Annotated in this window: 18 protein-coding genes and 5 pseudogenes; 11 read left to right on the forward strand and 12 right to left on the reverse strand. The window is 70.4% G+C overall.

Going from position 1 to position 24,575, the window contains the following annotated elements:
* Positions 1-49: 49 nt before the first annotated feature.
* Positions 50-559 carry a hypothetical protein gene (locus FB563_RS42220; RefSeq protein WP_055708821.1) on the reverse strand — a complete coding sequence of 170 codons (510 nt, stop codon included), beginning with the start codon at positions 557-559 and terminating at the stop codon, positions 50-52.
* Positions 560-675: 116 nt separating this feature from the next.
* Between FB563_RS42220 and FB563_RS42225 the strand changes: the two are divergent.
* A pseudogene (locus tag FB563_RS42225) lies at positions 676-1,126 on the forward strand (thioesterase domain-containing protein); the annotation flags it as partial.
* A gap of 365 nt (positions 1,127-1,491) precedes the next feature.
* Here FB563_RS42225 and FB563_RS42230 read toward each other — a convergent pair.
* Entirely contained in the window at positions 1,492-1,929 is a 438-nt protein-coding gene (locus FB563_RS42230) for a PPOX class F420-dependent oxidoreductase (RefSeq protein WP_055708819.1), read from the reverse strand.
* Positions 1,930-2,092: 163 nt separating this feature from the next.
* Here FB563_RS42230 and FB563_RS45065 point away from each other — a divergent pair, with 163 nt between their 5' ends.
* The 8 genes and pseudogenes from FB563_RS45065 (at position 2,093) to FB563_RS42265 (ending at position 8,713) form a co-directional block, all read left to right on the forward strand.
* Entirely contained in the window at positions 2,093-2,560 is a 468-nt protein-coding gene (locus tag FB563_RS45065) for an amidohydrolase family protein (RefSeq protein WP_208766336.1), read from the forward strand.
* Between the two features lie 17 nt (positions 2,561-2,577).
* The gene (locus FB563_RS45070; RefSeq protein WP_280116606.1) at positions 2,578-2,847 is read left to right on the forward strand and encodes an amidohydrolase family protein; all 270 of its coding nucleotides are present in this window, start codon (positions 2,578-2,580) and stop codon (positions 2,845-2,847) included.
* A gap of 32 nt (positions 2,848-2,879) precedes the next feature.
* A pseudogene (locus FB563_RS45075) lies at positions 2,880-3,380 on the forward strand (GntT/GntP/DsdX family permease); the annotation flags it as partial.
* A 90-nt stretch (positions 3,381-3,470) separates the two neighbouring features.
* On the forward strand, positions 3,471-4,340 hold the full coding sequence (locus tag FB563_RS42245) for a hypothetical protein (protein ID WP_055708834.1): 870 nt from the start codon (positions 3,471-3,473) through the stop codon (positions 4,338-4,340).
* Positions 4,341-4,384: 44 nt separating this feature from the next.
* On the forward strand, positions 4,385-6,241 hold the full coding sequence (dnaK, locus tag FB563_RS42250) for a molecular chaperone DnaK (protein ID WP_055708817.1): 1,857 nt from the start codon (positions 4,385-4,387) through the stop codon (positions 6,239-6,241).
* Between the two features lie 2 nt (positions 6,242-6,243).
* Positions 6,244-6,795: a nucleotide exchange factor GrpE gene (gene grpE, locus FB563_RS42255; protein ID WP_079048991.1), complete on the forward strand. Its 552-nt coding sequence runs from the start codon at positions 6,244-6,246 to the stop codon at positions 6,793-6,795.
* 62 nt (positions 6,796-6,857) lie between these two features.
* Positions 6,858-8,102: an LmeA family phospholipid-binding protein gene (locus FB563_RS42260; RefSeq protein WP_079048990.1), complete on the forward strand. Its 1,245-nt coding sequence runs from the start codon at positions 6,858-6,860 to the stop codon at positions 8,100-8,102.
* 119 nt (positions 8,103-8,221) lie between these two features.
* The gene (locus FB563_RS42265; RefSeq protein ID WP_142219294.1) at positions 8,222-8,713 is read left to right on the forward strand and encodes a hypothetical protein; all 492 of its coding nucleotides are present in this window, start codon (positions 8,222-8,224) and stop codon (positions 8,711-8,713) included.
* Between the two features lie 71 nt (positions 8,714-8,784).
* Here the strand turns inward: FB563_RS42265 and FB563_RS42270 are convergent, their stop codons facing one another.
* Complete coding sequence (locus FB563_RS42270; RefSeq protein ID WP_055706218.1) at positions 8,785-10,008, reverse strand: saccharopine dehydrogenase family protein; 1,224 nt, start codon at positions 10,006-10,008, stop codon at positions 8,785-8,787.
* Positions 10,009-10,147: 139 nt separating this feature from the next.
* On the opposite strand from FB563_RS42270, the pseudogene FB563_RS42275 reads away from it, so the two are divergent.
* A pseudogene (locus tag FB563_RS42275) lies at positions 10,148-10,840 on the forward strand (TetR/AcrR family transcriptional regulator); the annotation flags it as partial.
* Here the strand turns inward: FB563_RS42275 and FB563_RS43425 are convergent.
* Positions 10,838-10,933 (reverse strand): annotated as a pseudogene (locus FB563_RS43425). The pseudogenes FB563_RS42275 and FB563_RS43425 overlap by 3 nt on opposite strands.
* Positions 10,934-11,088: 155 nt before the next feature.
* Positions 11,089-13,395, reverse strand: coding sequence for an FUSC family protein (locus FB563_RS42280; protein ID WP_079048768.1), 2,307 nt, complete (start codon positions 13,393-13,395; stop codon positions 11,089-11,091).
* A 323-nt stretch (positions 13,396-13,718) separates the two neighbouring features.
* On the opposite strand from FB563_RS42280, the gene FB563_RS42285 reads away from it, so the two are divergent.
* Positions 13,719-15,236 (forward strand): glycoside hydrolase family 43 protein, encoded by a 1,518-nt coding sequence (locus tag FB563_RS42285; protein ID WP_234357752.1) that lies wholly within the window; start codon positions 13,719-13,721, stop codon positions 15,234-15,236.
* Between the two features lie 461 nt (positions 15,237-15,697).
* On the opposite strand, the gene FB563_RS42290 is transcribed toward FB563_RS42285, so the two are convergent.
* From FB563_RS42290 to FB563_RS42320, 7 genes and pseudogenes are all read right to left on the reverse strand, one after another.
* Positions 15,698-16,381, reverse strand: a complete 684-nt coding sequence (locus FB563_RS42290) for a response regulator (RefSeq protein ID WP_055706216.1) — start codon at positions 16,379-16,381, stop codon at positions 15,698-15,700.
* Between the two features lie 170 nt (positions 16,382-16,551).
* Positions 16,552-18,234, reverse strand: coding sequence for an ABC transporter family substrate-binding protein (locus FB563_RS42295; RefSeq protein WP_199832815.1), 1,683 nt, complete (start codon positions 18,232-18,234; stop codon positions 16,552-16,554).
* Between the two features lie 63 nt (positions 18,235-18,297).
* Positions 18,298-20,382 carry a dipeptide ABC transporter ATP-binding protein gene (locus FB563_RS42300; protein ID WP_055706215.1) on the reverse strand — a complete coding sequence of 695 codons (2,085 nt, stop codon included), beginning with the start codon at positions 20,380-20,382 and terminating at the stop codon, positions 18,298-18,300.
* Complete coding sequence (locus FB563_RS42305; protein ID WP_055706220.1) at positions 20,379-21,218, reverse strand: ABC transporter permease; 840 nt, start codon at positions 21,216-21,218, stop codon at positions 20,379-20,381. The genes FB563_RS42300 and FB563_RS42305 overlap by 4 nt, the downstream gene beginning before the upstream one ends.
* A gap of 100 nt (positions 21,219-21,318) precedes the next feature.
* A complete protein-coding gene (locus tag FB563_RS42310; protein ID WP_055706219.1) occupies positions 21,319-22,302 on the reverse strand; it encodes an ABC transporter permease in 984 nt (327 codons plus the stop codon).
* Positions 22,303-22,572: 270 nt separating this feature from the next.
* Positions 22,573-23,101, reverse strand: a pseudogene (locus FB563_RS42315) (LLM class oxidoreductase); the annotation flags it as partial.
* Between the two features lie 3 nt (positions 23,102-23,104).
* A complete protein-coding gene (locus tag FB563_RS42320; RefSeq protein ID WP_483030219.1) occupies positions 23,105-24,550 on the reverse strand; it encodes an NtaA/DmoA family FMN-dependent monooxygenase in 1,446 nt (481 codons plus the stop codon).
* Positions 24,551-24,575: the final 25 nt, after the last annotated feature.

Here is a 24,575-nt window from a genome sequence, read left to right on the forward strand (position 1 = left end):
GCCACCATCGCAGCGCGTGGACCGGCCGCCCACCGGTTCGATGATCCGCTCAGGGACGTCGCTCGTCTCCGCCACGATGGACGAGTGCCACCGAACCGGCCACGGCCAGTCCCGCGCCGATGGTGAACGGGAGCCATCGGTGCTCGATCAGGTCCCATGCGTTCCAGTGCAGAACGCCGGCCGCCTGCGCGTCGTCCGGGTCGGCGGGGTCGTACACCACGGTGGTGTGGACGTGGCCCTCGGCGTCCCTCTCGCCGCTCGGTACGTAGAGGGCATGGGCCAGGCGGGTCTCGGCGGTGAACCGGGGCAGCCCCTTGGCGTCGGGGAAGCTGAGCCACACCGCGCTCGTGGAACACGAGCTGGTACGACCCGTCGAGCACACGGTCAGGACGGAGGCGTCGCCCGGGACCCGGCGCCCATGGGCGCGCAGTTCCGATATCCGGTCGTCGCCCTGGACCACCTCGACGATGTTCGCGGCGAGGATGCCCACTCCGAGCAGCGCCATCACCAGGGCGGCGACGGCGCGAGCCCAGCTTCTCGTACGCGTGTCGAACTGCACGCGCCCACGCTATCCGGGGTGCGGAGCCGGGGCCGCGGCGGGCCCGGACGGGTTAACGGACTCACAGATGACGCACCAAGTGACTGACGCGAACATAATCACGCCCCTACCGTCTGACCGGCCCCTACAGCCTGTGGGGTTACTCCTTCGGCGCCCGCGGCGCCTTCGAGGCCGCCTGGCGGCTGGAGCAGTCCGGCCGCCAGGTCGAACACCTCCTGCTGATCTGCCCCGGCAATCCCAGGGTCCGCGCGGAAGGCGCCGACGGCTTCGGCCGCGAGGCGTCCTACCGCAACCCCGTGTACGTCGCGATCCTGTACTCGGTCTTCACCGGTACCGTGAGCGGTCCCGAGGTGGCTTCCTGCGTTCGAGTGCACCTTCCGCGAACTCGCAGAACGCCGCCTGGACACACCGGTGACCCTCTTCAAGGCGGCCGGCGACAACTACGCCTTCATCGAGGCGCACTCCGACTGCTCCAGCACCCCGCCGACGATCGTCCGGTTGGCCGGCGACCACTACGACGTCCTGAAGGAACAGGGCATCGCGGAACTGGCCACAGCGATCGACGCAAGGCTGAGTGCCCGCCGGGCGGTGGCGGTTCCGGGCACTCGTCGGGCCATTGGTCCGCTGCTCGATCCATCTGCCTGATGCCGGCGCCGGCCCCGGGCCGGCCAGTATGACCTGGACCACACAGCTGAGGGGGTTCCGCCGCGGCCGGTGGAGGCGTAGGTTCCGTTTACCCCGCGAGAGCGCCCTCACAGGCGCCGGTCCGCCAAGTCCCGGGGCGGCGGACCAGCGGGGGCCAACCTTCACATGTCCCGAGCTGGACCGGCATCGTCCTCAGCCGGTCGCGAGGCCGACGTGGTACGGGCCCGGTACCGCGTCTCGTCGCCGGCCATGAGGCCCTCCGGCTGCCGCGCTGCCGCCGCGCATGCTCAGGAGGGGATGACTCCCGGCCGGAAGGGTTCCACACCGACGGTGTGGCGCACCCGCTCCGGCTCGACCAGAACGTGGACCCGCCGCTCGCCTTCGATCAGCCAGGGGTATCCGTTCAGCCCCAGGTACTTGTGGGCCAGCCGGTCCATGGCCCGCTCGGCCTCCTCACCCTCCACCAAACGCACCGCACGACCGGAGATCTGCACCCGGTCGTAGGGGTTCTCCGTGTCGGCGTGCGAGAGGTGGACCCGGTTGTCGTTGCGGAGGTTCTCCTCCTTGATCCGGCCGACCGAGGTGTTGAAGACGATCAGCCCGTCCTCGAGCCCCACCCACATCGGCGTGACGTGCGGCGCCCCGTCCGGCGTCACCGTGGCCACGTACCAGAAGTTCGGCTCCTCCAGCCGCTTGCACACCTGCTGGTTCAACTCCGCCGCCATGACCGCTCCTCGCCCGGATCAGCACTGACAACAACCACTGTGTCACAGTGGTGCACTGACGGGACGTCAGTCCCGCGCGGCCAGGAGAGGGGCGAGGGCTCCGTGTCAGTCATCGATGTGTGGATGCAGCACCCCACGCTCCGTCACTAACTCCAACCACGAGATGTTCGAGTCGTTGCGCCGATGGACCGGGCAGGGACTGCTGGAGGAGCCACTGCCGGTCAAGGCCACGGTGGCGGCCATGGCCGCGGCAGACGTGGAGATCGGTCTTTCCGCCGCCTGGTACGGGCCTCAGGGCCCGCTCATCAGCAATGACGAGGTGGCCGAGTTCGTAGCGCAGTCCGACGGACGGCTGCGGGGCGTCGCCGGCGCGGACCTCAGCCGGCCCGTCCAGGCCGTGCGCGAGCTGCGCCGGGCCGTCGGGGAACTCGGCTTCATCGCCCTGCGGATCGTGCCCTGGCTGTGGCAGCTGCCGCCCACCGACCGGCTGTACTACCCGCTGTACGCCGCCTGCGTCGACCTCGGCATCCCCTTCTGCACCCAGGTCGGCCACACCGGCCCGCTGCGCCCCTCGGAAACGGTCGTCCCATCCCCTGCATCGACCAGGTCGCGCTGGACTTCCCGGAGCTGACCTTCGTCTGCGGGCACATCGGATACCCGTGGACCACGGAGATGATCGCCGTGGCCGACAAACACGCCAACGTCGACATCGACACCAGCGCCTACACCGCCCGCCGCTACCCGCGAGAGCTCGTCGACCATCTGCGCGGCCGGGGTCGCCGGAAGGTGTTGTTCGGCACGAACTACCCCATGATCACCCCTGCCCAGGCGCTGGAACACCTCGGTGACCTCGGCCTGGACGAGGAAGCCACCGAGCTGTTCCTGTCCGGGAACGCCCGCCGGATCTTCAGCCTCTGACCGCGGGGTCGGCCGGGTCACCTGGGACAGCGCATCCCGGCCCGACCTCGGTCGCGGCGACCTTCCACGTCTCGGTCGGACCGAGCCTGTTCGACGGCCTGTTCATCGCCGTCCCGGCCGCCGCGCTGATCGCGCTGACCTGGCCGCGCCCTGCCGTTCGTCCGGAGGATGAACCCCTTGAACCCCTCCATACCCACCGGCCTGGTCAGTGACCGGGTCTTCTCCGACGAGAAGATGCCGGGTATGGGTTGGCCGCTGTCGGTGGCCGTCGGTTCGGCGCCCATCGCCCTGCTGCTCACCCTGGCCGTCGCGATCGCCCAGGCGAGGGCGATGACCCTGCTCGTGATCGGCGCGGGCGGCGCGTTCAAGCAGGTGCTCCAATCATGGTCCTCGCCATCTCCTGCGAGTCGATCGCCTTCTCCCACGTCAACGACCCCGGGTTCTGGATGTTCAAGGAGTACTTCAACCTCTCCGTCCTCGGCCTCGGCGGTGTCCTCGCCATGGAGTCGATCCTGGACGCCCTGAACGTGTGACATGTGGTCTCTCGGTGTGGCAGACATCGCGGGACACAAGGGACGAGACATGATGGAGGTACCGATGTGTTCCGCGATGAGGAGTACGGCATGGCCGAGTCGGGCCCTGGCGACACGGGCGGCGTGGCGTGCGGCAAGTCGCGGTTCGACGACATCTACGACCGGCCGGACCCCCGCATGTACTTCAACCGGCTGGCTCCGCTGGAGTACGAGATCCCGCACCACGCCCAGCCGGTCTTCCGGCAGGCCGCCGCCGAACGGGCCGCGCTCGACGACGGCAGCCCCGGCAGGCCGGCGGTGCTGGACGTGTGCTGCTCGTACGGGATCAACGCCGCCCTGCTCAACCACGACCTGACGCTCGCGGAACTGTACGAGCGGTACACCTCACCCGATTGCCAGAAGCTGTCGACGGACCGACTCGCCGCAAGGGACCGGGAGTTCTACGCCGAACGGCGCCGACCGGACGCCGTGCCGGTGTTCGGCCTGGACGTCGCCGCCCCCGCCGTGCGGTACGCGCTGGAGGTGGGTCTCCTGGACGCCGGCTTCACCGACGACCTGGAACAGGGACCGCCGGGCCCCGGGCTGAGGCGTGCGCTCGCCGAGGTCGGGCTGATCACACTGACCGGCGGCGGCAGCTACATCACCGACCGCACGTTCACGGCCCTGCTCGACGGTGCCCGGAGGCCGGTGTGGGTCAGCGCCTTCGTGCTGCGGACGGTGTCGTACCACCCGATCGTCCGCACCTTGGCCGCGCACGGTCTGCGCACCACACTCGAGGTCTCCCGCACCTATCCCCAGCGGCTCTTCACCGACGAGCGGGAGCGGCAGTACGCGATCGCGACGGTACGGGCCCTGGGACATGATCCCGCCGGGCGCGAGGAGAACGGCCGCTTCCACAGCCTGCACTACGAGTCACGACCTGTCGCAGCAGGCGACATCGACCACCGCGAGCCTCGGTGAGCCGCCGGGCCGAGAATGGAGGAGAGGCAGGAGGGAGAGTCGAGATGGCGCGTCCAGTCGGTATAGACCTGGGAACGACGAACTCCGTGGTCTCGGTCCTCGAGGGCGGCGAGCCCACCGTGGTCACCAACGCCGAAGGGGCCCGTACGACGCCTTCGGTCGTGGCATTCGCGAAGAACGGCGAGGTGCTGGTCGGGGAGGTCGCCAAACGGCAGGCGGTCACCAACGTCGATCGCACCGCACGTTCCGTCAAGCGGCACATGGGCGATCATGGCTGGCGGTTCCCCGAGCACGGGGACATCGACGGCAAGCGCTACACGGCGCAGGAGATCTCCGCGCGCGTGCTGCAGAAACTGAAGCGGGACGCGGAGGCGCACCTGGGCGAGGACGTCACCGACGCCGTGGTCACCGTCCCCGCCTACTTCGACGACGCCCAGCGGCAGGCGACCAAGGAGGCCGGGGAGATCGCCGGCCTGAACGTGCTGCGGATCATCAACGAGCCGACCGCTGCCGCGCTGGCGTACGGCCTGGACAAGGAGAACGACCAGACGGTCCTCGTCTTCGACCTGGGCGGCGGCACCTTCGACGTGTCGCTGCTGGAGATCGGCGAGGGCGTCATCGAGGTCAAGGCGACCAACGGCGACACGCACCTGGGCGGCGACGACTGGGACCAGCGGATCGTCGATCACCTGGTCACGACGTTCAAGAACAGCTACGGCATCGATCTCGCCAAGGACAAGATGGCTGTGCAGCGTCTGCGGGAGGCCGCGGAGCGGGCCAAGGTCGAGCTGTCGAGCTCCACGGAGACCAACATCAACCTCCCGTACATCACGGCCTCCGCGGAAGGGCCGCTGCACCTGGACGAGAAGCTGACCCGCGCCCAGTTCCAGCAGCTGACGTCGGACCTGCTGGAGCGGTGCAAGGGCCCGTTCCACAACGCGGTGAAGGACGCCGGAATCAAGGTCTCCGACATCGACCACGTCATCCTGGTGGGCGGCTCGACCCGTATGCCGGCGGTGACGGACCTGGTGCGGGAGCTGACCGGCAAGGACCCGCACAAGGGCGTCAACCCCGACGAGGTCGTCGCCGTCGGCGCCTCGCTCCAGGCCGGTGTCCTCAAGGGCGAGGTCAAGGACGTCCTGCTGCTCGACGTCACCCCGCTGTCCCTCGGCATCGAGACCAAGGGCGGCATCATGACCAGGCTGATCGAGCGCAACACCACCATCCCGACCCGCCGTTCGGAGATCTTCACCACCGCCGAGGACAACCAGCCCTCGGTGACCATCCAGGTCTACCAGGGCGAGCGGGAGATCGCGGCGTACAACAAGAAGCTCGGCATGTTCGAGCTCACGGGCCTCGCACCCGCGCCGCGCGGAGTGCCGCAGATCGAGGTCGCCTTCGACATCGACGCCAACGGGATCATGCACGTCTCCGCCAAGGACCTCGGCACCGGCAAGGAACAGAAGATGACGGTGACCGGCGGCTCGGCGCTCCCCAAGGACGACATCGACCGCATGGTCCGCGAAGCCGAGCAGCACGCCGAGGAGGACCGCAAGCGGCGCGACGACGCCGAGGCCCGCAACCAGGCCGAACAGCTCGTCTACTCCACCGAGAAGCTCATCAGGGACAACCCCGAAAGGATCCCGGCGGACGCCAGGAGCGAGACGGAGAGCGCGATCAGCGAGCTGAAGGAGCGGCTGAAGGGCGAGGACACGGCCGCGATCCGGCAGGCCACGGAACGTGCGGCCGAGGCGGCCCAGAAGATCGGTACGGCGATGTACGAGAGGTCTCGCGCGGAGGGCCAGACGTCCCCCGGTGCGGACACCTCCTCCGCCGCCTCCTCGGACGAGGGCGTGGTGGACGCCGAGATCGTCGACGACGACAAGCCGGAGGCGGGCTGACGATGGACAAGGGCCGGCTGCAGAATCCGGACCCCGCCCAGCTGCGGCGTCTGCTGGAGGAACGCACGGCCGACCTGCAGCGGGTGAAGGCCGAGTACGACAACTACCGCAAGCGCGTGCGCCGGGACCGCATGGCCGTATGCGAGATCGCCGTGGCGAACGTCCTGCACGCCCTGCTGCCCGTCCTGGACGCCGTCGACCGCACGTGCGCGCACGAGCCCATGACGCCGGGCCTGCGGGACATCACCGACACCCTTGCCGCGCAGTTGGGCTCGTTGGGACTCGAGGTCTTCGGGGAGAAGGGAGACCCCTTCGACCCGGCGTGCCACGACGCCGTCACCCATCACGTCTGCCCGGGCACCGACCAGCTGGTCTGCACGAAGATCCTGCGCCCGGGCTACCGGCTCGGTGCCCGGCTGCTCCGCCCCGCCCACGTGGAGGTCTCCGGGCCGCCGCCACCGGCGAGAAGCCCGCTCGTGCACGATCGGGGAACTCCCCGATTCGCGGAGGGCCGCCGGACGCGTGCTCCCGGAAAGCCGGCAATCCGTGGCTGATTTCGCGCCTTGCTTCAAGGAGGACTTGCGCCCCGGGTATGACTATATGATCAAATCTACCGATGCGTACCCCCCACAACCAGACGCATCATGCTGTCCAGTCGGACGGACCTCCCACCGAGATGGTTCCGCTCCGCCGTAATCCGTACGACGAACTGGCCTCGCTGGCAGACCATCCGCTCGACGACTTCCTCACCGACGACGCCGCGGCGACCCGGCGGGACGACGACGCCGAGGAGCCGTGGACACCGCCCAATCACCGGCGTGGCAGCCGCCGTCGCAACCGCGCCACCGGTCTGCCCACGGTGGCCCGGGTCCTCGTCTGGGTGCTCACCCTCGCCTGTCTCGTCACCCTGGCCGACCGGTGGGCGCTGCTGTACGCCGAGCACAAGGCCTCGCAGCAGCTCAAGGACAAGCTGCATCTCGTCGCCGCCCCCGAGGTCCACATCGGCGGCTTCCCCTTCCTCACCCAACTGGCCGCGCAACGCCTGGACTCGGTCTCCGTCACCGTCCCCGACATTCCCGCCCACCGGGTGACCCTCACTCAGGTCACCGCCACCGCAAAGGACATACGCCTCGACGGCGACGGGCCCACCGCGATACGCGGTGCGCTGGTCCGGCAGGTGCACGGTCAGGTCCTGCTGTCCTTCGCCGACATGAACCGCGAACTGGGCGCCTCCCAAGTGGCGTTCACGGCGCATGGCCCGGGCGGGGTCCGGGCCCACGGCACCCTGCGTGTCGCCGGCCGCGCTTTGAGCGTACGGGCCGACGCCCGCGTCCGGCGCGACGGGGACCGCGGCATCGCCACCTCTGTGGACGGCATACGGCTCGATATCGACGACCTCGCCACGTACCGGCCCGGCACCGGGCCCACCGAGGGCCTCCGGCTGACCCCTGCCTCGGCGCGCCGTCTCGCCCGCGAGGAGCAGAAGATCAAGGCCTTGCTGACGGTCCCGGAGATCGTGCACCGCCTGGGCGTCCCCGACAGCGCGGTGCGCGCCGCGCTCCTTGACGAGGACAAGCTGCACCAACTCACCGGGGCGCCGCGGTTCCTGCACGATCTGACCCGCGTCAACCTCCTGGACGTGGCCCTCGCCCACCCGAAGCTCCTGGAGCGGCTGGGCCTGGACCTCTCCTTGCTCACCGCCCTGACCAAGCTCACCCGGCCCCGGATCGCCGACCGCTTCTCCTTCGCCTTCCGGCTGCCGAGCCCACCTGACGGCGCCGTACGCCTGCAGCGGGTGACGGTGAGCAGGGACGGCATCCGCGCGGACGTGTCGGGGACGGGACTGCTCCTGGGCCACTGACCTCCGACGGGACCGTTCGGGTGCCTGTGACACCCGTGCATCTCACTCGATGTGCGGGTCACAGCCATGCGCTTTTCACTGAGGGGAACAGTTCGTTCCGAGGTCACGGGAGTCACGGTATGAATGGGCACGGGACACGGCGCACGGCAGGCGCGGTGCTGGCCGTGATCGCGGTCGCGGTCACCGGGTGCTCCGGCTCCGGGAACCCCTCCGGCAACGCCAGCAAGGCGGCCTCGGTGGCCTCCTCCGCCGCCGCCTCCCTTGCCTCCCGTGGGGCAGACGCGCTGGCCTCGGCCTCGGCCGAGGCCAGGCGCAGGCTCGACGAGGCCAAGGGCGGGGTGAACGCCAAGGACGAGGTGACGCTCGGTGCCGTCGCCATCGCCGGCGACGGCCGGGCCACGGCCAAGGTGACCGCGAAGAACACCGCCGGTTCGGCCAAGTCCTTCGCGGTCCAGGTCAATTTCACCGACAAGGGCGGCAATCTGCTGGACGTGGTCGTGGTGACGCTCAAGGACGTGGCCGCCGGCGCCTCGGGCGAGGGCACCGCCCGCAGCAACCGCAAGCTCAACGGCGAGGTGCACGCGACCGTCGGCACGGCGCTGCGTTACTGATCTCCAGCGCCCGTACCCGCCCACCCGCCGCCCGGTACGGCGCTGGGTGTCACGCCAGGGCGACCGCCGGGTCAGCTGCCGTCGCGCAGGCCCCACGGGGAGCCGTACTCGGTGAGCAGGTCCAGGAAGGGGCGCGGGGGCAGGGCTTCCGGGCCGAGGACGCCCTTTCCGGACCAGGCGCCGGTGGACAGCAGTTCCAGGGCGACGACCGGGTTGACCGCCGTCTGCCAGACGACGGCCTGTGAGCCGTACTCCCGCATCGACCACTGGTTGTCGACCACGTGGTACAGGTACACCTCCCGGGCCTTCCCGTCCTTGATGCCCTTGACCCAGGTGCCGGCGCAGGTCTTGCCCGTCATCCGCTCCCCCAGGCCGGCCGGGTCGGGCAGGCACGCGGCGACCACGTCGCGCGGCGAGACCAGTACGGGACCGTCGTTCCCGGGCACGCTCACCCTGGCCGTCGAGTCCAGGCCGAGCGCGTGGAGGGTCTTCAGCTTGGCGATGAAGTCGTCGCCGAGCCCGTACTTGAACGTGACACGACGCGCATCCACCCAGCGCGGTATCAGCAGCACTTCTTCGTGTTCGACGTTGACACACTCCACCGGGCCTATGCCCTCGGGGAAGTCGAAGACCTCGGGCTCGCTGAACGGAGCGGTCGTGAACCAGCCGCGGCCCTCTTCGTACACCACCGGTGGGTTGAGGCATTCCTCGATGGTCGTCCAGATGCTGAAGGACGGCGCGAAGTCGTAGCCCTCGACCGTCAGGTTGGCGCCGTCCCGGACGCCGATCTCCTCGATGTCGTCGAAGAGTTCGTCGGCGGCGTACCGGGCGAAGACGTCGGACAGGCCCGGCTCGACGCCCATTCCGACCAGTGCCAGCCGTCCGGCTTCCGCCCAGCGCCGGTCCAGCGCGAACTGTTCGTCCCCGAGCTTGACGCCGCACTCCTCGTAGGGGCGCGAGTCATGCGGCGCGGACAGTGACATCGCCATGTCCAGGTAGTGCGTGCCGGCCTCCAGGGCGGCCTGGAACAGCGGCATCACGAACCGGGGGTCGGTGGCGTTGAGCAGCACGTCGCACCGCTCCTCGAGGAGCATCCGGCGGACCGCGTCCCGGTCCGAGGCGTCCAGCCGGCGCGCGCTGTAGCGGGCCGCCTGCTCCCCGAGCGCCGCGACCGCGGCCTCGGCACGGGCGAGGTCGTAGTCGGCGACGACCATGTGGGCGAGGAACTCGCGACGAGCGGCGATCCGGGTGACGGCCGTCCCCACGCCGCCCGCGCCGACCAGAAGTACGCGCATGTCACACACCTTTCTCCCGGGAGGCGAGCGCCTCCGCACAGGGTCACGGGGGTCGATGCAACGCGACACCGGGATGTAAGGTCAACCGCGTTGGCATAAGGACGGAAGCGGGTGCCGACGGAAGGGCGAGGCGAGGGACATGGCGAAGCAAGTGGTGCCGGAGGCGGCACGTCAGCGACGGCGGCCCACGCGCGGCGGCACCGTGCTGTCGGAGGAGATCATCGTGCGCACCGCCCTGCGTGTGCTGCGGGAGCACGGGAGTACCGGGCTGACGGCACGCCGGCTCGGCGCGGCGCTGGGCGCCGATCCGAGCACGCTGTACCGCTACTTCGCCGGGATGGACGATCTGGCCCGGGCCATCGGGGACGAGCTCATGGGCAGGGCTCTCGACAGCTGGACGGCCACCGGGGACTGGCGGACGGACCTGCGGGCGCTCGGCCGGGCCATCCACGCCTCCTACCTCGCCCATCCGCAGGCCGCCGTCCTGACCGCCAGCCGGGTCACCGGCAGACCGCGCGAGATCGCGGTGGACGAGACCATCCTCGGCATCCTGCGCGGAGCCGGGCTGCCCGACGCCGTGGCGGTGCGCGTGTACCACGCGTTCATCGACCAGAGCCTGGCCTTCGCCGCGCTCGACGCCGGCTCGCTCGCGCTGGCGGAGGAGGCCCGCGCGGGCGACGAGGAGATGTGGCACTCCACCTATGCGCGCCTGCCCGCCGAGTCCCATCCGAACATCGCCGCGACGGCACACCTGCTCGCCCGGTACATGCCGCACAGCGCCTATCCGGTGGCCCTGGAGATACTGCTGGAGCACACCGCCGCGCAACTGCGGAGAGGGCAGGATTCGAACCTGCGTGGACCCCGTGGGATCCGACCGTGAGGCGTTGCTCGCTGGTCCCCGATAAACCACTCCGGGCACCTCTCCCGATGCTCCCGGCCGTCCGGTCTCCCGCACCGCCGTTCACGTGAACAACCCTGGCACAGGCGGCTGACCTGGCCCTGACGGATCGCTGACGATGCGCGAGCCGGTCAACACGGTCCGTCGACAAGCGAGTTGTGGCTCCCGGCGAACGGCGCGCGTCAACGCGCGGCATACCCCTGCGCCGCGGCGGCGAGGCTCGGCTGGAGGCGGCGGGCGACGTCGATGTGGTCGCGGGTCCAGATGATGCGTACGGCGGTGGCCGTGGCCTGGCCGCGGCCGTCGACGAGGTCGGTGCGGACGGACTCCACGAGCTGTGATGCGGCCTGGGGATGCAGCGGGACGGGCTCGGGAATGGGCGCCTCGTGGTCGAGGCCGGCCGCGAAGCCGCAATACCACTCCATGACGTGGGACGCGGCGCCGACGAGGGCACGGTGGGCGTCGGTCCGGCAGACCCTGGTGCGCGGCGGAGCGACACCCCGCCACAGGGAGAGGACGGCGTCGGCGGCCAGGCGCAGGGCGGCCACGCCGGTGACGAGCGCGGTCATGTCGGCCAGGGGCAGGGGCTTGGCGCCGCGTTCGGCCAGGTAGGTACGGAAGGCGTCGTCGAGGCGGCGGGCGGAGGCCGCCGCCTCGCGGTTCCGCAGCACCGGATCGCCGACCGGCGCGTCGGGATCCGCCGGGCCGGACGGGCCGAGGACGTGGCGCACGGCGTCGACCAGGTAGCGGGCGCTGTCGGTGTACGCCTCGGCGAGAGCCTTGTGGACGGCGGCCGTGGCACCACGGGGCCAGAAGAACAGCGCGACGACGATGCTGACGGCGCAGCCCAGGGCGATGTCCTGCACGCGGAACAGGACGATGTGCCAGTCGGGGTTCTGGCCGATGTTGAACAGCACGACGAGCGTGACGGTGAAGGCGGCCTGCCCCGCGGTGAAGGAGATGGCGGCGGGAGCGATGCCGGCCAAGAGGATGGCGACAGGGAGCAGGAACCACAGGGCTGTGCCGTGGTGCCCGATCAGTTGCAGCAGCCCGGCGCCGATGAACGAGCCGACCACGGTGCCGAGCACCGCGCGCAGGGCGTTCTGGCCGGTGCTGAGTGCGTTGGAACGCAGCACGGACAGGGTGCCGAGCAGCACCCAGAAGGAGTGCTGCACCCCCGTCAGGTCGGCTGTGAGCACCGCGATGGCGAGTCCGACGGCTCCGCGCAGGCTGTTGTGCAGCCACACCGAGCGCGGTCCGAGGTGCGCCGCGGCGCGTTCGCGGGCCAGGGCCAGCGGTGCGGACAGCGCGCCGGGTTCGCGGCCGAGGAGCCGGTCGGGCCAGGGACGTTGCCATGCGGTGGTGGCCAGTTCGACGTTGCCGGCGATCTGCAGGACGGCGTACCCGAGCTCCTGGGCGCGGAAGGACAGGTCGAGTGTGGAGATGAACGCGTAGATCTCCGCCGGGCTGTCACCGACCGGGTGGTCGGCGGGCAGGCGCACGGTGGAGGTCTGCTCCATCCCCTTCATGGTCTGCCGCAGTTCCTCCATGGAGGCCCGCAGCGGGGCGGCGTCCCCGCGCATGTCCGTCAGGAGGTCCGCGGCGTGATCGAGGACGTCCGCGGCGACGAGGCGCACGGTGCGCGCGGCCGGGTCGCAGGCCGGGGGCTCGTCGGTGTCGGCGGGGCGGTCCGCGAGGATGGTGCACAGCCAGGTCAGCTCGTCGACCAGGCGGACCACGGCGCGTGAGGTCGTGGACAGACCGGTGGGCCGGTATGGGGTGGTGTCGAAGGCGCTGCGCAGTTCCGCGCTCGCGTCGGCGGTCCGGTCGGCTGCCGCCCGGCGCCGCGCGGCGTCGGCCACCGGTCCCTGTCCGCCGAGGCCGGAGGCGTCCGCGCGCAGGTGTGCGCCGGCGGCACGGCAGACCGCGGCCGCGGGAGCGCTGAGCGGATCGGCGACGGGCCTCGGCCACAGCAGGGAGACGGCGGGCAGCGCCAGGGCTGCCGCCAGCCCGGCGCCCGCGAGTCGGTCGGGCAGCTGGGACAGCGGCACCGGTGTCGCGACCGGCAGGACGAAGGCCAGCAGGAGCGCCGTCGTACTGCCCGCCAGGAGTGAGCTGACCACACCGGAGAAGAGGACGACGAAGCCGACCAGGAGCGTGGTGACCACGGCGAGCCAGGTGAGGTGCGCGACCAGTGTCCCTACGCTGATCAGTGCCGCCCAGGCCACCGCGAGGCCCGTCTGCGCGCGCAGCCGCTCCACCATCGGGCCGCTGAAGTCGACCAGCAGCAGCATCGAGAAGGAGCCGAACGCGGCGAAACTCGCCATCGTCGGAGAGTGGAACACCTGGCTGCACAGCGCGAACAGGGCGGGCATGACGATCGCGGTCCGCCCGGCCCGCCGCGTCGCCGCCAGATCCGGATCACGGTCACTCCACCACGTCACCAGGCGCGGCAGGGCAGGCATCCGCCCCGCGATCTGCACGGGCATGCACACCTCCCACCCGCACGGCCGGCAGGCGATCACCACCCGCTGAGCACGGTCCCGTGCATCCAGTGTGGACATGGCCCGCCGAGACCGGCCACGGGAAGCGGGGATCATCCCGCCGTGGCTGTCGCCGCCACCGGCGACGGATTATCGAAGCGCTTCGAATGTCCATTACTGGAGAGAATTTTTCACTGGTTCAAGCCCTTTCAATTCTCGCCCCTTGTCGCGCAAGGATCTCGTCCGTTAGCTTCACCGAGCTGGTGAAGCGCTTCAACGACCTCTCCGGGAGGACCGTGTCCATGCACCCGACAGAAGGACCGACAGGGGTGCCCCTTCAGCAGCCGGCCGCCCGTGCGGCCAACCCCGTCATCCCCGGCTTCCACCCGGATCCCAGCATCTGCCGCGTGGGGGACGACTACTACCTGGCCTGCTCAAGCTTCGAGTACTTCCCCGGCGTGCCCGTCTTCCACAGCCGCGACCTGGTGCACTGGACGCAGCTCGGCAACGCACTGGACCGGCCGTCCCAGCTTCTGCTGCCGGCCGGCACGCCGTCCTCCGGCGGGATCTACGCCCCGACCCTGCGCCACCACGACGGACGGTTCTGGCTGATCGTCACCGATGTGAGCGAGGGCGGCGGCAACCTGATCGTGACGGCCACCGACCCGGCCGGACCCTGGTCCGAGCCCGTCCGGCTGCCCGGAGTCCGGGGCATCGACCCGGATCTCGCCTGGGAGGAGGACGGCACCTGCTGGTGCACGGTCGCGGGCGTCACGCAGGTCCGCATCGACCCGTACACCGGGAAGACGTACGGTCCACCGCGCAGGCTCTGGTCCGGCACGCCCGGCGCCAAGGCCCCGGAGGCTCCGCACCTGTACCGGATCGGCGACCACTGGTACCTGCTCATCGCCGAGGGCGGCACCGAGCGTGGCCACGGCGTGTCCATCGCCCGCGGCCGTACGCCCAACGGCCCGTTCGAGCCGTGCCCGGCCAACCCGGTCCTCACCCACCGGAGCACCGGCCATCCCGTGCAGAACACCGGGCACGCGGATCTGGTGCAGGCGCCCGACGGCTCCTGGTGGATGGTGCTGCTCGGGGTACGGCCACGCGGCGGCACCCCGGGTTGGCACGTGCTCGGCCGGGAAACCTTCCTGGCGCCGGTGACCTGGGACAACGGCTGGCCGGTCGTCGGCGAGGTCGCCCTGGACCCGGCCCCGCTCCCGTGGCCGCCCTGCCCGGGCCCGGTCGACGAGCCGCGGGACGACTTCGAGCTCAGCGAACTGCGACCGCACTGGATCTCCCTGCGGGACCGCTCCCCCGAGTACTGCACGACCAGGGAACGCTCCGGATGGCTGACGCTCCGGGCGCGGGGCGACTCCCTGGACGAGCCCGACGTCGTGTTCACCGGCCGGCGCCAGCAGCACCTGTCGTGCCGGGCGCGCACCCTGGTCGATGCCTCGGCGGGCCGCGGCGGCCTCGCCGTCCGGCTCGACGAACGGCACCACTGCGCGGTCGAAGCGGACGGCACCGAGGTGAAGGTGATCGCGCGCATCGGCGACCTGCGCACGGTGATGGCGGTGCACCCCCTGCCCGCCGGACCGGTGGTCCTCGCCCTCACGATCGCCGAACCGCCGCCTCCGCACGGGCCGTGCACCGGACCCGACGTCGTCTCCCTGGGCGTCGAGCGACCCGACGGCACCTTCGACGTACTCGCCACCCTCGACGGCCGCTACCTGTCGACCGAGGTCGCCGGCGGCTTCACCGGCCGCGTGATCGGCATGTACGCCGCGACAGGCACGGTTCGCTTCGACTGGTTCGACTACGAGCCCGTGGAGGAACCGGAGTAGAGGCAGTATTCCGGGGGCACCGGCGAGGAGCGCGAGAGCCTTGGTGAGTCAACTCGCCTGCTCCTTACAGCTGCTGATGACAACGGCATAGGCCGTTCGGCCCCCGGAATGGACCGCTCAGCCCCCTGGCCGGTACGTCGCGAGACCCGACAATCGAAAGCGGGAGTTGCGGCCGGGCCCCTGAGACACGGGGTCAACCGGCCGACGGTGCCATGTCCTTACGGCTCGTTCGAGATGGGGCGGTTCTCCCGTGGGCACCCCAGGCGCCGTGAGGACATCCGCGCGAGTTTCCCGTGTCGGGGGAGGCACGACGCTCGCGCCACGGCCGTCGCCCCGCCGCCACAGGGGGCGGGGCGACGGCCGTCCTCGCCGCGCCCGCCCTCGGACGCCACCATCGACACCCGTGCCCTGCGCGCGGTACGGGCGGCATCCCGTTGCGAGTGGTGCGCCGGCCCCGGAATTCAGTGGCCTTCCCGCCTCCGCCGGTCCTCGAACTGCGTGGCGATGACGGCGGCCTGGATACGGCGCTCCACGCCGAGCTTGGCCAGCAGGCGGGAGATGTGGTTCTTCACCGTCTTCTCGGCCAGGTACAGACGCCGGCCGATCTGCCGGTTGGTGAGCCCTTCGCCGATCAGGGCCAGGATCTCCCGCTCCCGGTCGGTCAGGCCCGGCAGGCCGTCCGGCGCCTCCTCCTGCTGCTGACCGCCGCGCAGCCGGGCCATCAGCCTGCTGGTGGCGCTCGCGTCGAGCAGGGACTGGCCGGCGGCCACGGTGCGGACGGCCGACACCAGGTCCGAGCCCTGGATCTGCTTGAGCACGTACCCGGAGGCTCCCGCCATGATCGAGTCCAGCAGGGCCTCCTCGTCGTCGAAGGAGGTCAGCATCAGGCAGGCCAGCTCGGGCATGCGGGAACGCAGCTCCCGGCACACCGTCACGCCGTCACCGTCGGGCAGACGAACGTCGAGCACGGCCACCTGTGGACGCAGTGCGGGAACACGCACCAGCGCCTGCTCCACCGTGCCGGCCTCGCCGATCACACTGATGTCCGGCTCGTCGTCCAGCAGGTCGCGCACCCCGCGCCGTACCACCTCGTGGTCGTCCAGCAGGAAGACCCGGATAGGGCTGCCCTGCTCGCCGTCCGCCATCGATCGCTCCTGTTCCGCGTCCCTGCCGCTGTCCGCTCGGGAAGACGGGATCGGTCTGCCCACCGGGATCCTTCCCCCGTCCCGGGACGAAGGGCCAGGGCCGTTCGGCCCTCTTTCCCGGGACGCGGCCGGCGCCGGCCATCACGGTGTCGCGACCGTGGTCACCATGGTCACTTCTGCCAACCGACCGTCTCCGGGAGCGGGTTGTAGAAGATGGTCGCGCCGACGTTGGCGAGTCCCTTCTTCACGGCGTAGGTCGAGGGGCCGCTGAACAGCGGGAGGAAGGCGTACTCCTGGAGCGCCTTCCGCTCGGCCTTGTTGGCCGCCGCGGCCTGCTTGCCGAGGTCGGCGATCCTGCTGGTGGCGCGGATCTCCTCGTCCAGCGCGGGCGAACCCGCACCGGTGAGGTTGGAGTCGCGGTCGGAGCAGTAGAAGTCGCACAGGTAGCGGGCGCCGAAGGGGTCCATCGAGCGGTTGCCCGAAAGGAAGAGATCGAACTTGCGGTCGCTGAGGATCTTGGAGAAGTCCGCCTCGTCGGCCTTGTTGATGTCGAGGCGGATGCCGACCGGTTTCAGCATCGCCGCGAAGGCGCCGGCGGTCGCCTTGTCCAGCGGGTCGTCGCCGAGGAGCGTGTAGCCGACTTCGAGCTTCCGGCCGTTCTTGACCCGTACACCGTCGCTGCCAGGCTTCCAGCCCGCCGCGTCGAGTGCCTTCCCCGCCTGGTCCGGCGCGTACTTCAGCACGGCCGAGACATTGTCCTCGTAGCCCTTCTGGAAGCTGTAGAGGATGGCGGAACCGGGCAGCGGCTCCTTGTAGTCGAGGCCCTGGAACCGGATCCTCGCGATCTGGGTGCGGTCGATGCTCTCCTCGATGGCCTTGCGCACGGCCTTGTCGGCGAGGACGGGGGACTTGGTGTTGAAGTAGAGCGCGTATTCGAAGGGGCTTCCGCCGCTGCGGATCTCCGTGCCCTTGAGACCCTTGACCTGCTTCAGGCTCTCGGCGTCGACGGCGGAGACGTAGTCGAGCTGCCCGTTCCTGAAGGCGTTGACCGCCGCGGTCGACTCCAGGTTGACGTAGACGCGCTTGTCGAGCTTGCCCTTCCTGCCCCACCACTTCGGGTTGCGGACGAACGTGATGTTGCCCGAGTGGGTGTCCCACGTGCCGACGGTGTACGGCCCCGCTCCCCACTCCGGGTGCGCCTTCTTGACGTAGGCGTTGTTGAAGTTCCCGACCGTGGCGGCCCTGGGGTGCAGGAAGGTGGTGAACAGGCTCGACCAGGAAGGGTCGACCCCCTTGAAGGTGATCACGGCCTGCTTGGCGTTCCTGCCCTTGTCGACCGAGGCGATCTGGTCGTAGCCGTCGGTGGAGGAGGCGGCGTAGGCCTTGTCGGAGCCGTTGTTGGCCTTCCATGTGGCCCTGATCGCGGTCCAGTCGATCGGGGTGCCGTCGTTGAACACCGCCTTGGGGTTGATGGTCAGGGTGACCTGCTGGTTCCCGCCCTCCACGGAGACCTTCACATCGCTGAAGTAGTCCGGGTTGTACTGCACCTCGCCGGTCGGCGAGTAGGTGATCGCGTCGGCGTTGTACCAGGACCAGACACGGAACGCGGTCAGTGTGGAATTGACGTTGAACGGGTTGCCCTGGTCGTCGAAGGTCCCGACCGTGGTGTACGTGCCCCCGTCCTCGACACGGTCGTACGGCGTGGGGTTGTAGTCGGCGACCGACGGTGCGGCCGTGGGGGCGTTCTTGGCGTCCGACTCCGCGGAGTCCTTCCCGGACGAGGACTGGCACGCGGTTGCGGTGACGCAGACGGCAGCGATCAGGGCGACGGGCAGGACCGGTCTTGCGCGCATGGTGGAGGTTCCTTACAGGTCGGTGAGGGAAGGAGAGTGGTCCCCGGTCGCCGGGGCCGGTGTTCACACGCCGTGGCAGGCGTACTGATGGCCGGGCCGCCCGGCCACGGGGACCGGCACGGGGGGCTGTGTGCGGCAGCGGTGCCGCAGTTCGTCGTCGGCACGGCGGTACAGCGGGCAGCGGTCGACGAAGGCACAGCCCGCGGGGAGGCGTGCGGCGTCCGGCTGCTCGCCCTCCAGCACGACGCGTTCGCGGGTGCGTTCCCGCGCGGGGTCGGGTATCGGGATCGCCGACAGCAGGGCACGGGTGTAGGGGTGTTTCGGGTCGGAGAAGATCGCCTCGGTGTCCCCGGTCTCGACGATGTGCCCCAGGTACATCACGGCGATGCGGTCGGAGATGTACCGGACCACGGCCAGATCGTGGGCGACCACGAGGTAGGCGAGTCCGAGTTCACGCTGGAGCCGCGCCAACAGGTTGATCACCCCGGCCTGCACCGAGACGTCCAGGGCGGACAGCGGCTCGTCGAGCGCGAGCAGCTTCGGCTCCGTCGCCAGGGCACGGGCGATACCGACCCGTTGGCGTTGGCCTCCGGAGAGCTGGGCCGGGAAGCGGTCGCTCACCGCGTCGTCCAGACCGACCAGCGTCAGCAGTTCGTGGACTCGTGCGCGGATCGACTCGCGGTCACGCCCGATGGCCCGCAGGGGCTCGGCCAGCAGGTGGAAGACGGGCATGCGGGGGTCCAGGGCACCCAAGGGGTCCTGCATGACGATCTGTACGTCCTGCCGCAGCTCCCGTACCCGCGTGCCGGAGGCCACCGTGCCGACATCGGTGCCGGAGATCTCGATCCGGCCGCCCTCGGGCCGCCGGAGCCGGAGGATCTCCATCAGGGTCGTGGTCTTGCCGCTGCCGGACTCGCCCACCAGGCCCAGCGTCTCACCGGCGCGCAGCTCGAAGCCGACCCGGTTGACGGCGTGCAGCGTGCCGACCCGGCGCTTGAGGAGGGCGCCCTTGATGACCGGGAAGGTCTTGACGAGGTCCTCGACGCGGAGCACCACCTCGCCGGCCTCGGCACGCCCCGACGGCGCCGGCCTGGCGACGGGCGCGGCCTCCCCCGCCGGGTCCAGGGATCCGTCGGCGATCTCGGCGGCACGCAGACAGGCCACGTGCCCGTGCCCGGTGACATGGCGCAGCTCCGGTTCGCCGGAGCGACAGGCGTCGAGCACGACGGCACAGCGGGCTGCGAAGGGACAGCCGTCCGGGAGGCCCACCAAGGCGGGTGGCTCTCCGGCGATCGGGACCAGGGGACGGCGGGTCCCGCCGTCCACGGTCGGCACGGCGGCCAGCAGTCGTGCGGTGTACGGCATCATCGGCCGGCGGAACAGTTCCTCGGCGTCCGCGTGTTCCACGAACCGGCCCGCGTACATGACGGCGACGTCGTCCGCGTGGCCCGCGACCACCCCGAGGTCGTGCGTGATCAGGACGAGACCGGCACCGGTCTCCCGCTGCGCCAGCCGCAGCACCTCGAGGATCTGGGCCTGCACAGTGACGTCGAGTGCGGTGGTCGGTTCGTCGGCCACGAGCACGGACGGTCTGTTGGCGATGGCCATGGCGATGACCACGCGCTGGCGCATGCCGCCGGAGAACTCGTGCGGGAAGGCGGCGGCCCGGCCGCGCGGGTCGGGGATGCCGACGAGATCGAGCAGTTGCACGGCCTGTTCCCAGGCCGCCCGCTTCGTCAGGTCCTGGTGGACCCGCAGGGCGTCGGAGAGCAGCCTGCCCACCGAGAAGATCGGCGTGAGGGCGGACAGCGGGTCCTGGAAGACCATGCCGATGGAGTTGCCGCGGATCCTCGACAGGGCGCGGTCGTCGAGGCCGATGAGGTCCTGTCCGCCGAGCAGCACCTGGCCGCGCAGGTCGGCGGAGGGCGGCAGCAGTCCCATGACGCCCATCGCGGTGGCCGACTTGCCCGAGCCGGACTCGCCGACGATGCACAGGGTCCGGCCGGGCAGCAGGTCGAAGCTCACGCCGCGCACCGCCTCGACGGTGCCCGCCTCGGAGGGGAACGAGATCCGCAGGTCCCGCACGGAGAGGACGGGCTCGGCCTGGGTGGAGGGTGCCGGGGTGGGCAGCGGGGTCGCCAGGGTCATCGTCGGCCTCCTGCCGCGCCGGTCACCGACGTGGGGTCGAGGGCGTCGCGCAGGCCGTCCCCGATGAAGGTCATCGACACGGTGAGCAGGACGACCAGACCCGCGGGGAAGGCGAAGAGCCACGGGGCGCTCGTGACGGTGCTCGCGCCGTCCGCGAGCATCGTGCCGAGGGAGACGTCCGGGGTCTGGACGCCGAACCCCAGGAAAGACAGGGCGGTTTCGCTGAGCACGGTCGCGACGACTCCGAGCGTCAGGTTGACGATCAGCAGGGAGCCGAGGTTGGGGATGATGTGGCGGACGATGATGCGCAGCGGGCCGACGCCCATGAACTCGGCCGCCTTCACGTAGTCCCGTTCGCGCAGCGAGGTCGAGACGGACCAGATCACCCGTGCGGTGGGCATCCAGCCGAACACGGTCAGCACGAGGATGAGGACGCGCCAGTCGCCGGCCAGCCGGTGCGAGACCAGCGCGAGGATGAGGAACGAGGGGACGATCAGCAGGAAGTGGATGACCGCGAGGGTCGCCCGCTCGACCCGGCCGCCGACATACGCGGCGCCGGAGCCGACGACCGCGGCGAGGACGATCGTCAGTACCGACACGCTCACGGCGATCGTCAGGGAGCGCTGGAGCCCGTGGACGGCACAGGCGTAGATGTCGTTGCCACCCTGGTTGGTGCCGAACCAGTGTTCGCCGCTCGGCGGCTGGGTGAGTGCGGTGAAGTCGGCGTCGGTGTACGCGTACGAGGTGAATCGGCCGCCGAGGGCGGCGAACAGCACCAGCAGCACGAGGATCACCACTCCGACGGCGGCGAGGCGGTTGCGCAGGAAGCGCCGCAGATAGAGCCGGCCGAGGCCGAGGTTGGTGTGCTTGCGCGTGACGGCTGCCGCTTGTGTTGCCGGCCCGGCCGCCGGAGAGGAGGACACGTCGGTGGTCACGTCAGCTCACCGTCACCCTCGGATCGAGGAAGACCGTGGCGATGTCCGCGAGGATCGCGCCGATCGCGGTCAGCGCTGCGGCGAAGGCGGCCGTCGCGACCGTGCCGTGTACGTCGTTCTTGCTGATGGTCTGGATGAAGTAGCGGCCCATGCCGTTCCAGCCGAAGATCGTCTCCGTGATGACGGCGCCGGTGAAGACGGCCGGGACACTGAACGCCACGGAAGCGGCCGTCGGGATGAGCGCGGCCCTCAGGGCGTGCCTGCGGACGGCCTGGGCGCGGGTGAGCCCGGTGGCCTGGGCGGTGCGCACGAAGTCGGCGTGGAGCGTGTCGAGCAGCAGCGAGCGCTGGGTCAGGTGGTAGCCGACGTAGCCCATGAGCGTGAGGGTCAGGGTGGGCAGGATCAGGTGCAGGAGGCGGTCACCGATGGTGGGGAGCAGCCCTTCGACGCCCGGTGAGTTCTCCCCGGCGACGTAGAGGAAGTGCAGCCCGGCGTGCTGGTTCAGCCAGATGGCGACGAAGACCACGGCGAGGGCGGCGACGGAGGTGGGGACGTTGAACACCACGATGGACACGGCCTGCGACACCCGGTCGGCCCAGCCGTACTGCCGTGCGGCGGTGTAGACGCCGAGCGCGACGCCGATCACGACGGACAGTACGGTCGCGACGACGACCAGCTCCGCGCTGACGAGCGCCCGGTAGCCCACTTCGCCGTTGACGGAGACGCCGGTGGGTGACTTTCCCCAGTCGAAGCGCAGGGTCACCGAGGTGAGCCAGTCCCACCAGCGGTGCACCAACGGCACCCTGGGATCCAGGTTGTACGGCGCGAGGGCCCGGTCTATCTGTGCCTCGCTGCGGACGGGCCGCAGCTCCTTGAAGTTCGACCGCGGGTCCAGGAACCAACTGGCCAGGAAGTAGGTCGCGTTCGTGGCGACCACGATCATCAGAAGCCAGCCGACCGCCTTGCGTGTCACATGGCGCAGCACGTCCGGCACCTCCTCACCACACACGGGATGTGTGTCTCGGGGGCACCGGGGAGACAGGTCGATTGCATGCGCGGTGAGGCTTTCTGCGGGTACGGAAGGGAGCAACGGATGTGCGCCGCGAATGCGGGCCCACGGATGTGTACACGTCAGCCTGGTCCGTACTTTGCTGCGGCACCAGGTTCTGCCCGGTGCCGCCATGAGCTCGACATGTTGCCGTAGCACACGGTCCGGAATACCGCGCAATTCGGACGATCCTGATGTGCCCGGCCGTTACGATCGCGCAGGCCGGTCCGGGAGTTCACGGTCCGGGAGTTCACTCGCCGCCCGGCCAGCCGGCTCGCCGAGCAGTACCCAGGTACGCCGCCGGTCCGCGTCTCCCGCGATCGCCGTGCCCGAGAAGACGACCACCTCGGCCGCGGCCGTGAGGGTGGGGACCATGTGTTTCTCCAGGGCGCGCGGACCCGCCGAATAAGCCAGGATCCTGTCCGCAGGTTCGCCGCTGACACACAGCGCCTGCGGCCCGGTCGGCCGGGCTGGCCTGCGTCAACTTCTCTACTGCCGCGAGGAATTGACGCAGCGGGACGATTGGGTGTTCGAAGGGCAGGCCGAAGCCGGTCTCGGTCAGGAGCTGGGTGCCCAGGGCCGGCCCGAGGTGGTAGTGCCCGTGGGTGGCTGCCTGGGCTGTCCGGGCCTGTCCGGCGACGAGCAGGGGGTGCCGGCCGAAGACGGGGATCGCCGAGGTGCCCGGATGGAGCCGGGGGACCTCATCACGTCCGACGATGGCCGCGCGCCGCGGTGCCGCTCACCACCGCTCCCGTCCGGTCCGCCGTTCCGACCGCTTACGGCCATGCGCAGCCGCACGGCCGCAGGGGAACCCGGCATCGCCCGCTTCGTTCGGCCCGGCTCCCGGTACGTCCGGGGAGACGGGCCGAATCGGCGGCCCACTGCTCCCCGAGCCGCGCATCAGGCATGGAACTGGTTCGGCGGGACCGGGAGTCCGTAGTGCTCGCGCAGGGTCGTGCCCTCGTACTCCTCGCGGAAGAGTCCCTTGTCGCGCAGGATCGGCAGCACCTGCTCGACGAAGGTGGCAAGACCCGACGGCAGCGCGGGCGTCATGATGTTGAACCCGTCCGCTGCGCCGCCCTCGAACCAGGTGATGATCGTGTCCTCGACCTGCTCGGGAGTGCCGACGAACTCGAAGTGACCGCGCCCGCCGCCGAGCCGGGAGATGATCTGCCGTACCGTGAGCTTCTCGCGCGCCGCGAGCTCGATGATCAGTTCGGAACGGCTCTGCGAGCCCTCCAGCTGCGGCCGGGCCGGAATGAAGTCGGGTAGTGGCTCGTCGAGTTCGAAGACCGACGGATCGGTCTCGAAGACCGCGGCCAGCTGGCGCAGCCCGTACTCCGGGATGCGCAGCCCGTCCAACTGCCCGGCCAGCGCGCGCTTCGGCCTCGGTCGATCCGATGTACGGGACGATTCCGGGCAGGACGATCACGCCGTCCGGGTCACGCCCCGCGGCCCTGGTCCGTGCCTTGATGTCGGCATAGAAGGCGGCCGCACGCTCGTACGTGGTGTGGGCGGTGAAGATCGCCTCGGCGTGGCGGGCCGCGAAGTCCTTGCCGTCCTCGGAGGAACCGGCCTGGACAAGCAGCGGGTGGCCCTGCGGAGGGCGCTCGACGTTGAGCGGCCCGGCCACCTTGAAGTACCTGCCGTGGTGGCCCAGTCGGTGCAGCCGCGCGGGGTCGGCGTAATGCCCTGTGGTCTTGTCGGCCGCTACGGCCTCGGCTTCCCAGCTGTCCCACAGCGCCTTGGCTACCTTCAGGAACTCATCGGCGCGGGCGTAGCGTTCCGCGTGACCCGGGCGGTCGTCGAGGCCGAAGTTGGCCGCCTCGTCGGCGCCGGCCGAGGTGACGATGTTCCAGCCTGCGCGGCCCCCGCTGACGTGATCGACGGAGGCGAGCCGGCAGGCGAGGTTGTACGGCTCGTTGTACGTCGACGACACGGTCGCGATGAGGCCGATCCTGCTGGTCGCCTGGGACAGTGCGGTCAGCAACGTCAGCGGTTCGAGCTGGCCCGGTGGCCGGAATTCGCCGGTTCCGACGAGGGCTGGGCCGTCCGCGAGGAACAGCGAGTCGAACTTGGCGCTCTCGGCGAGCCGGGCCGGCCCGACCCAGTGCTGGAGGTCGAAATCCGCCCGTGGGTTGCTCTGCGGGAGCCGCCACGCCGCTTCGTGGTGACCCGCCTCCATGAGGAAGGCGTTGAGGTGGAGTCGC

It is taken from the genome of Streptomyces puniciscabiei (assembly GCF_006715785.1).
GTDB lineage: Bacteria > Actinomycetota > Actinomycetes > Streptomycetales > Streptomycetaceae > Streptomyces > Streptomyces puniciscabiei.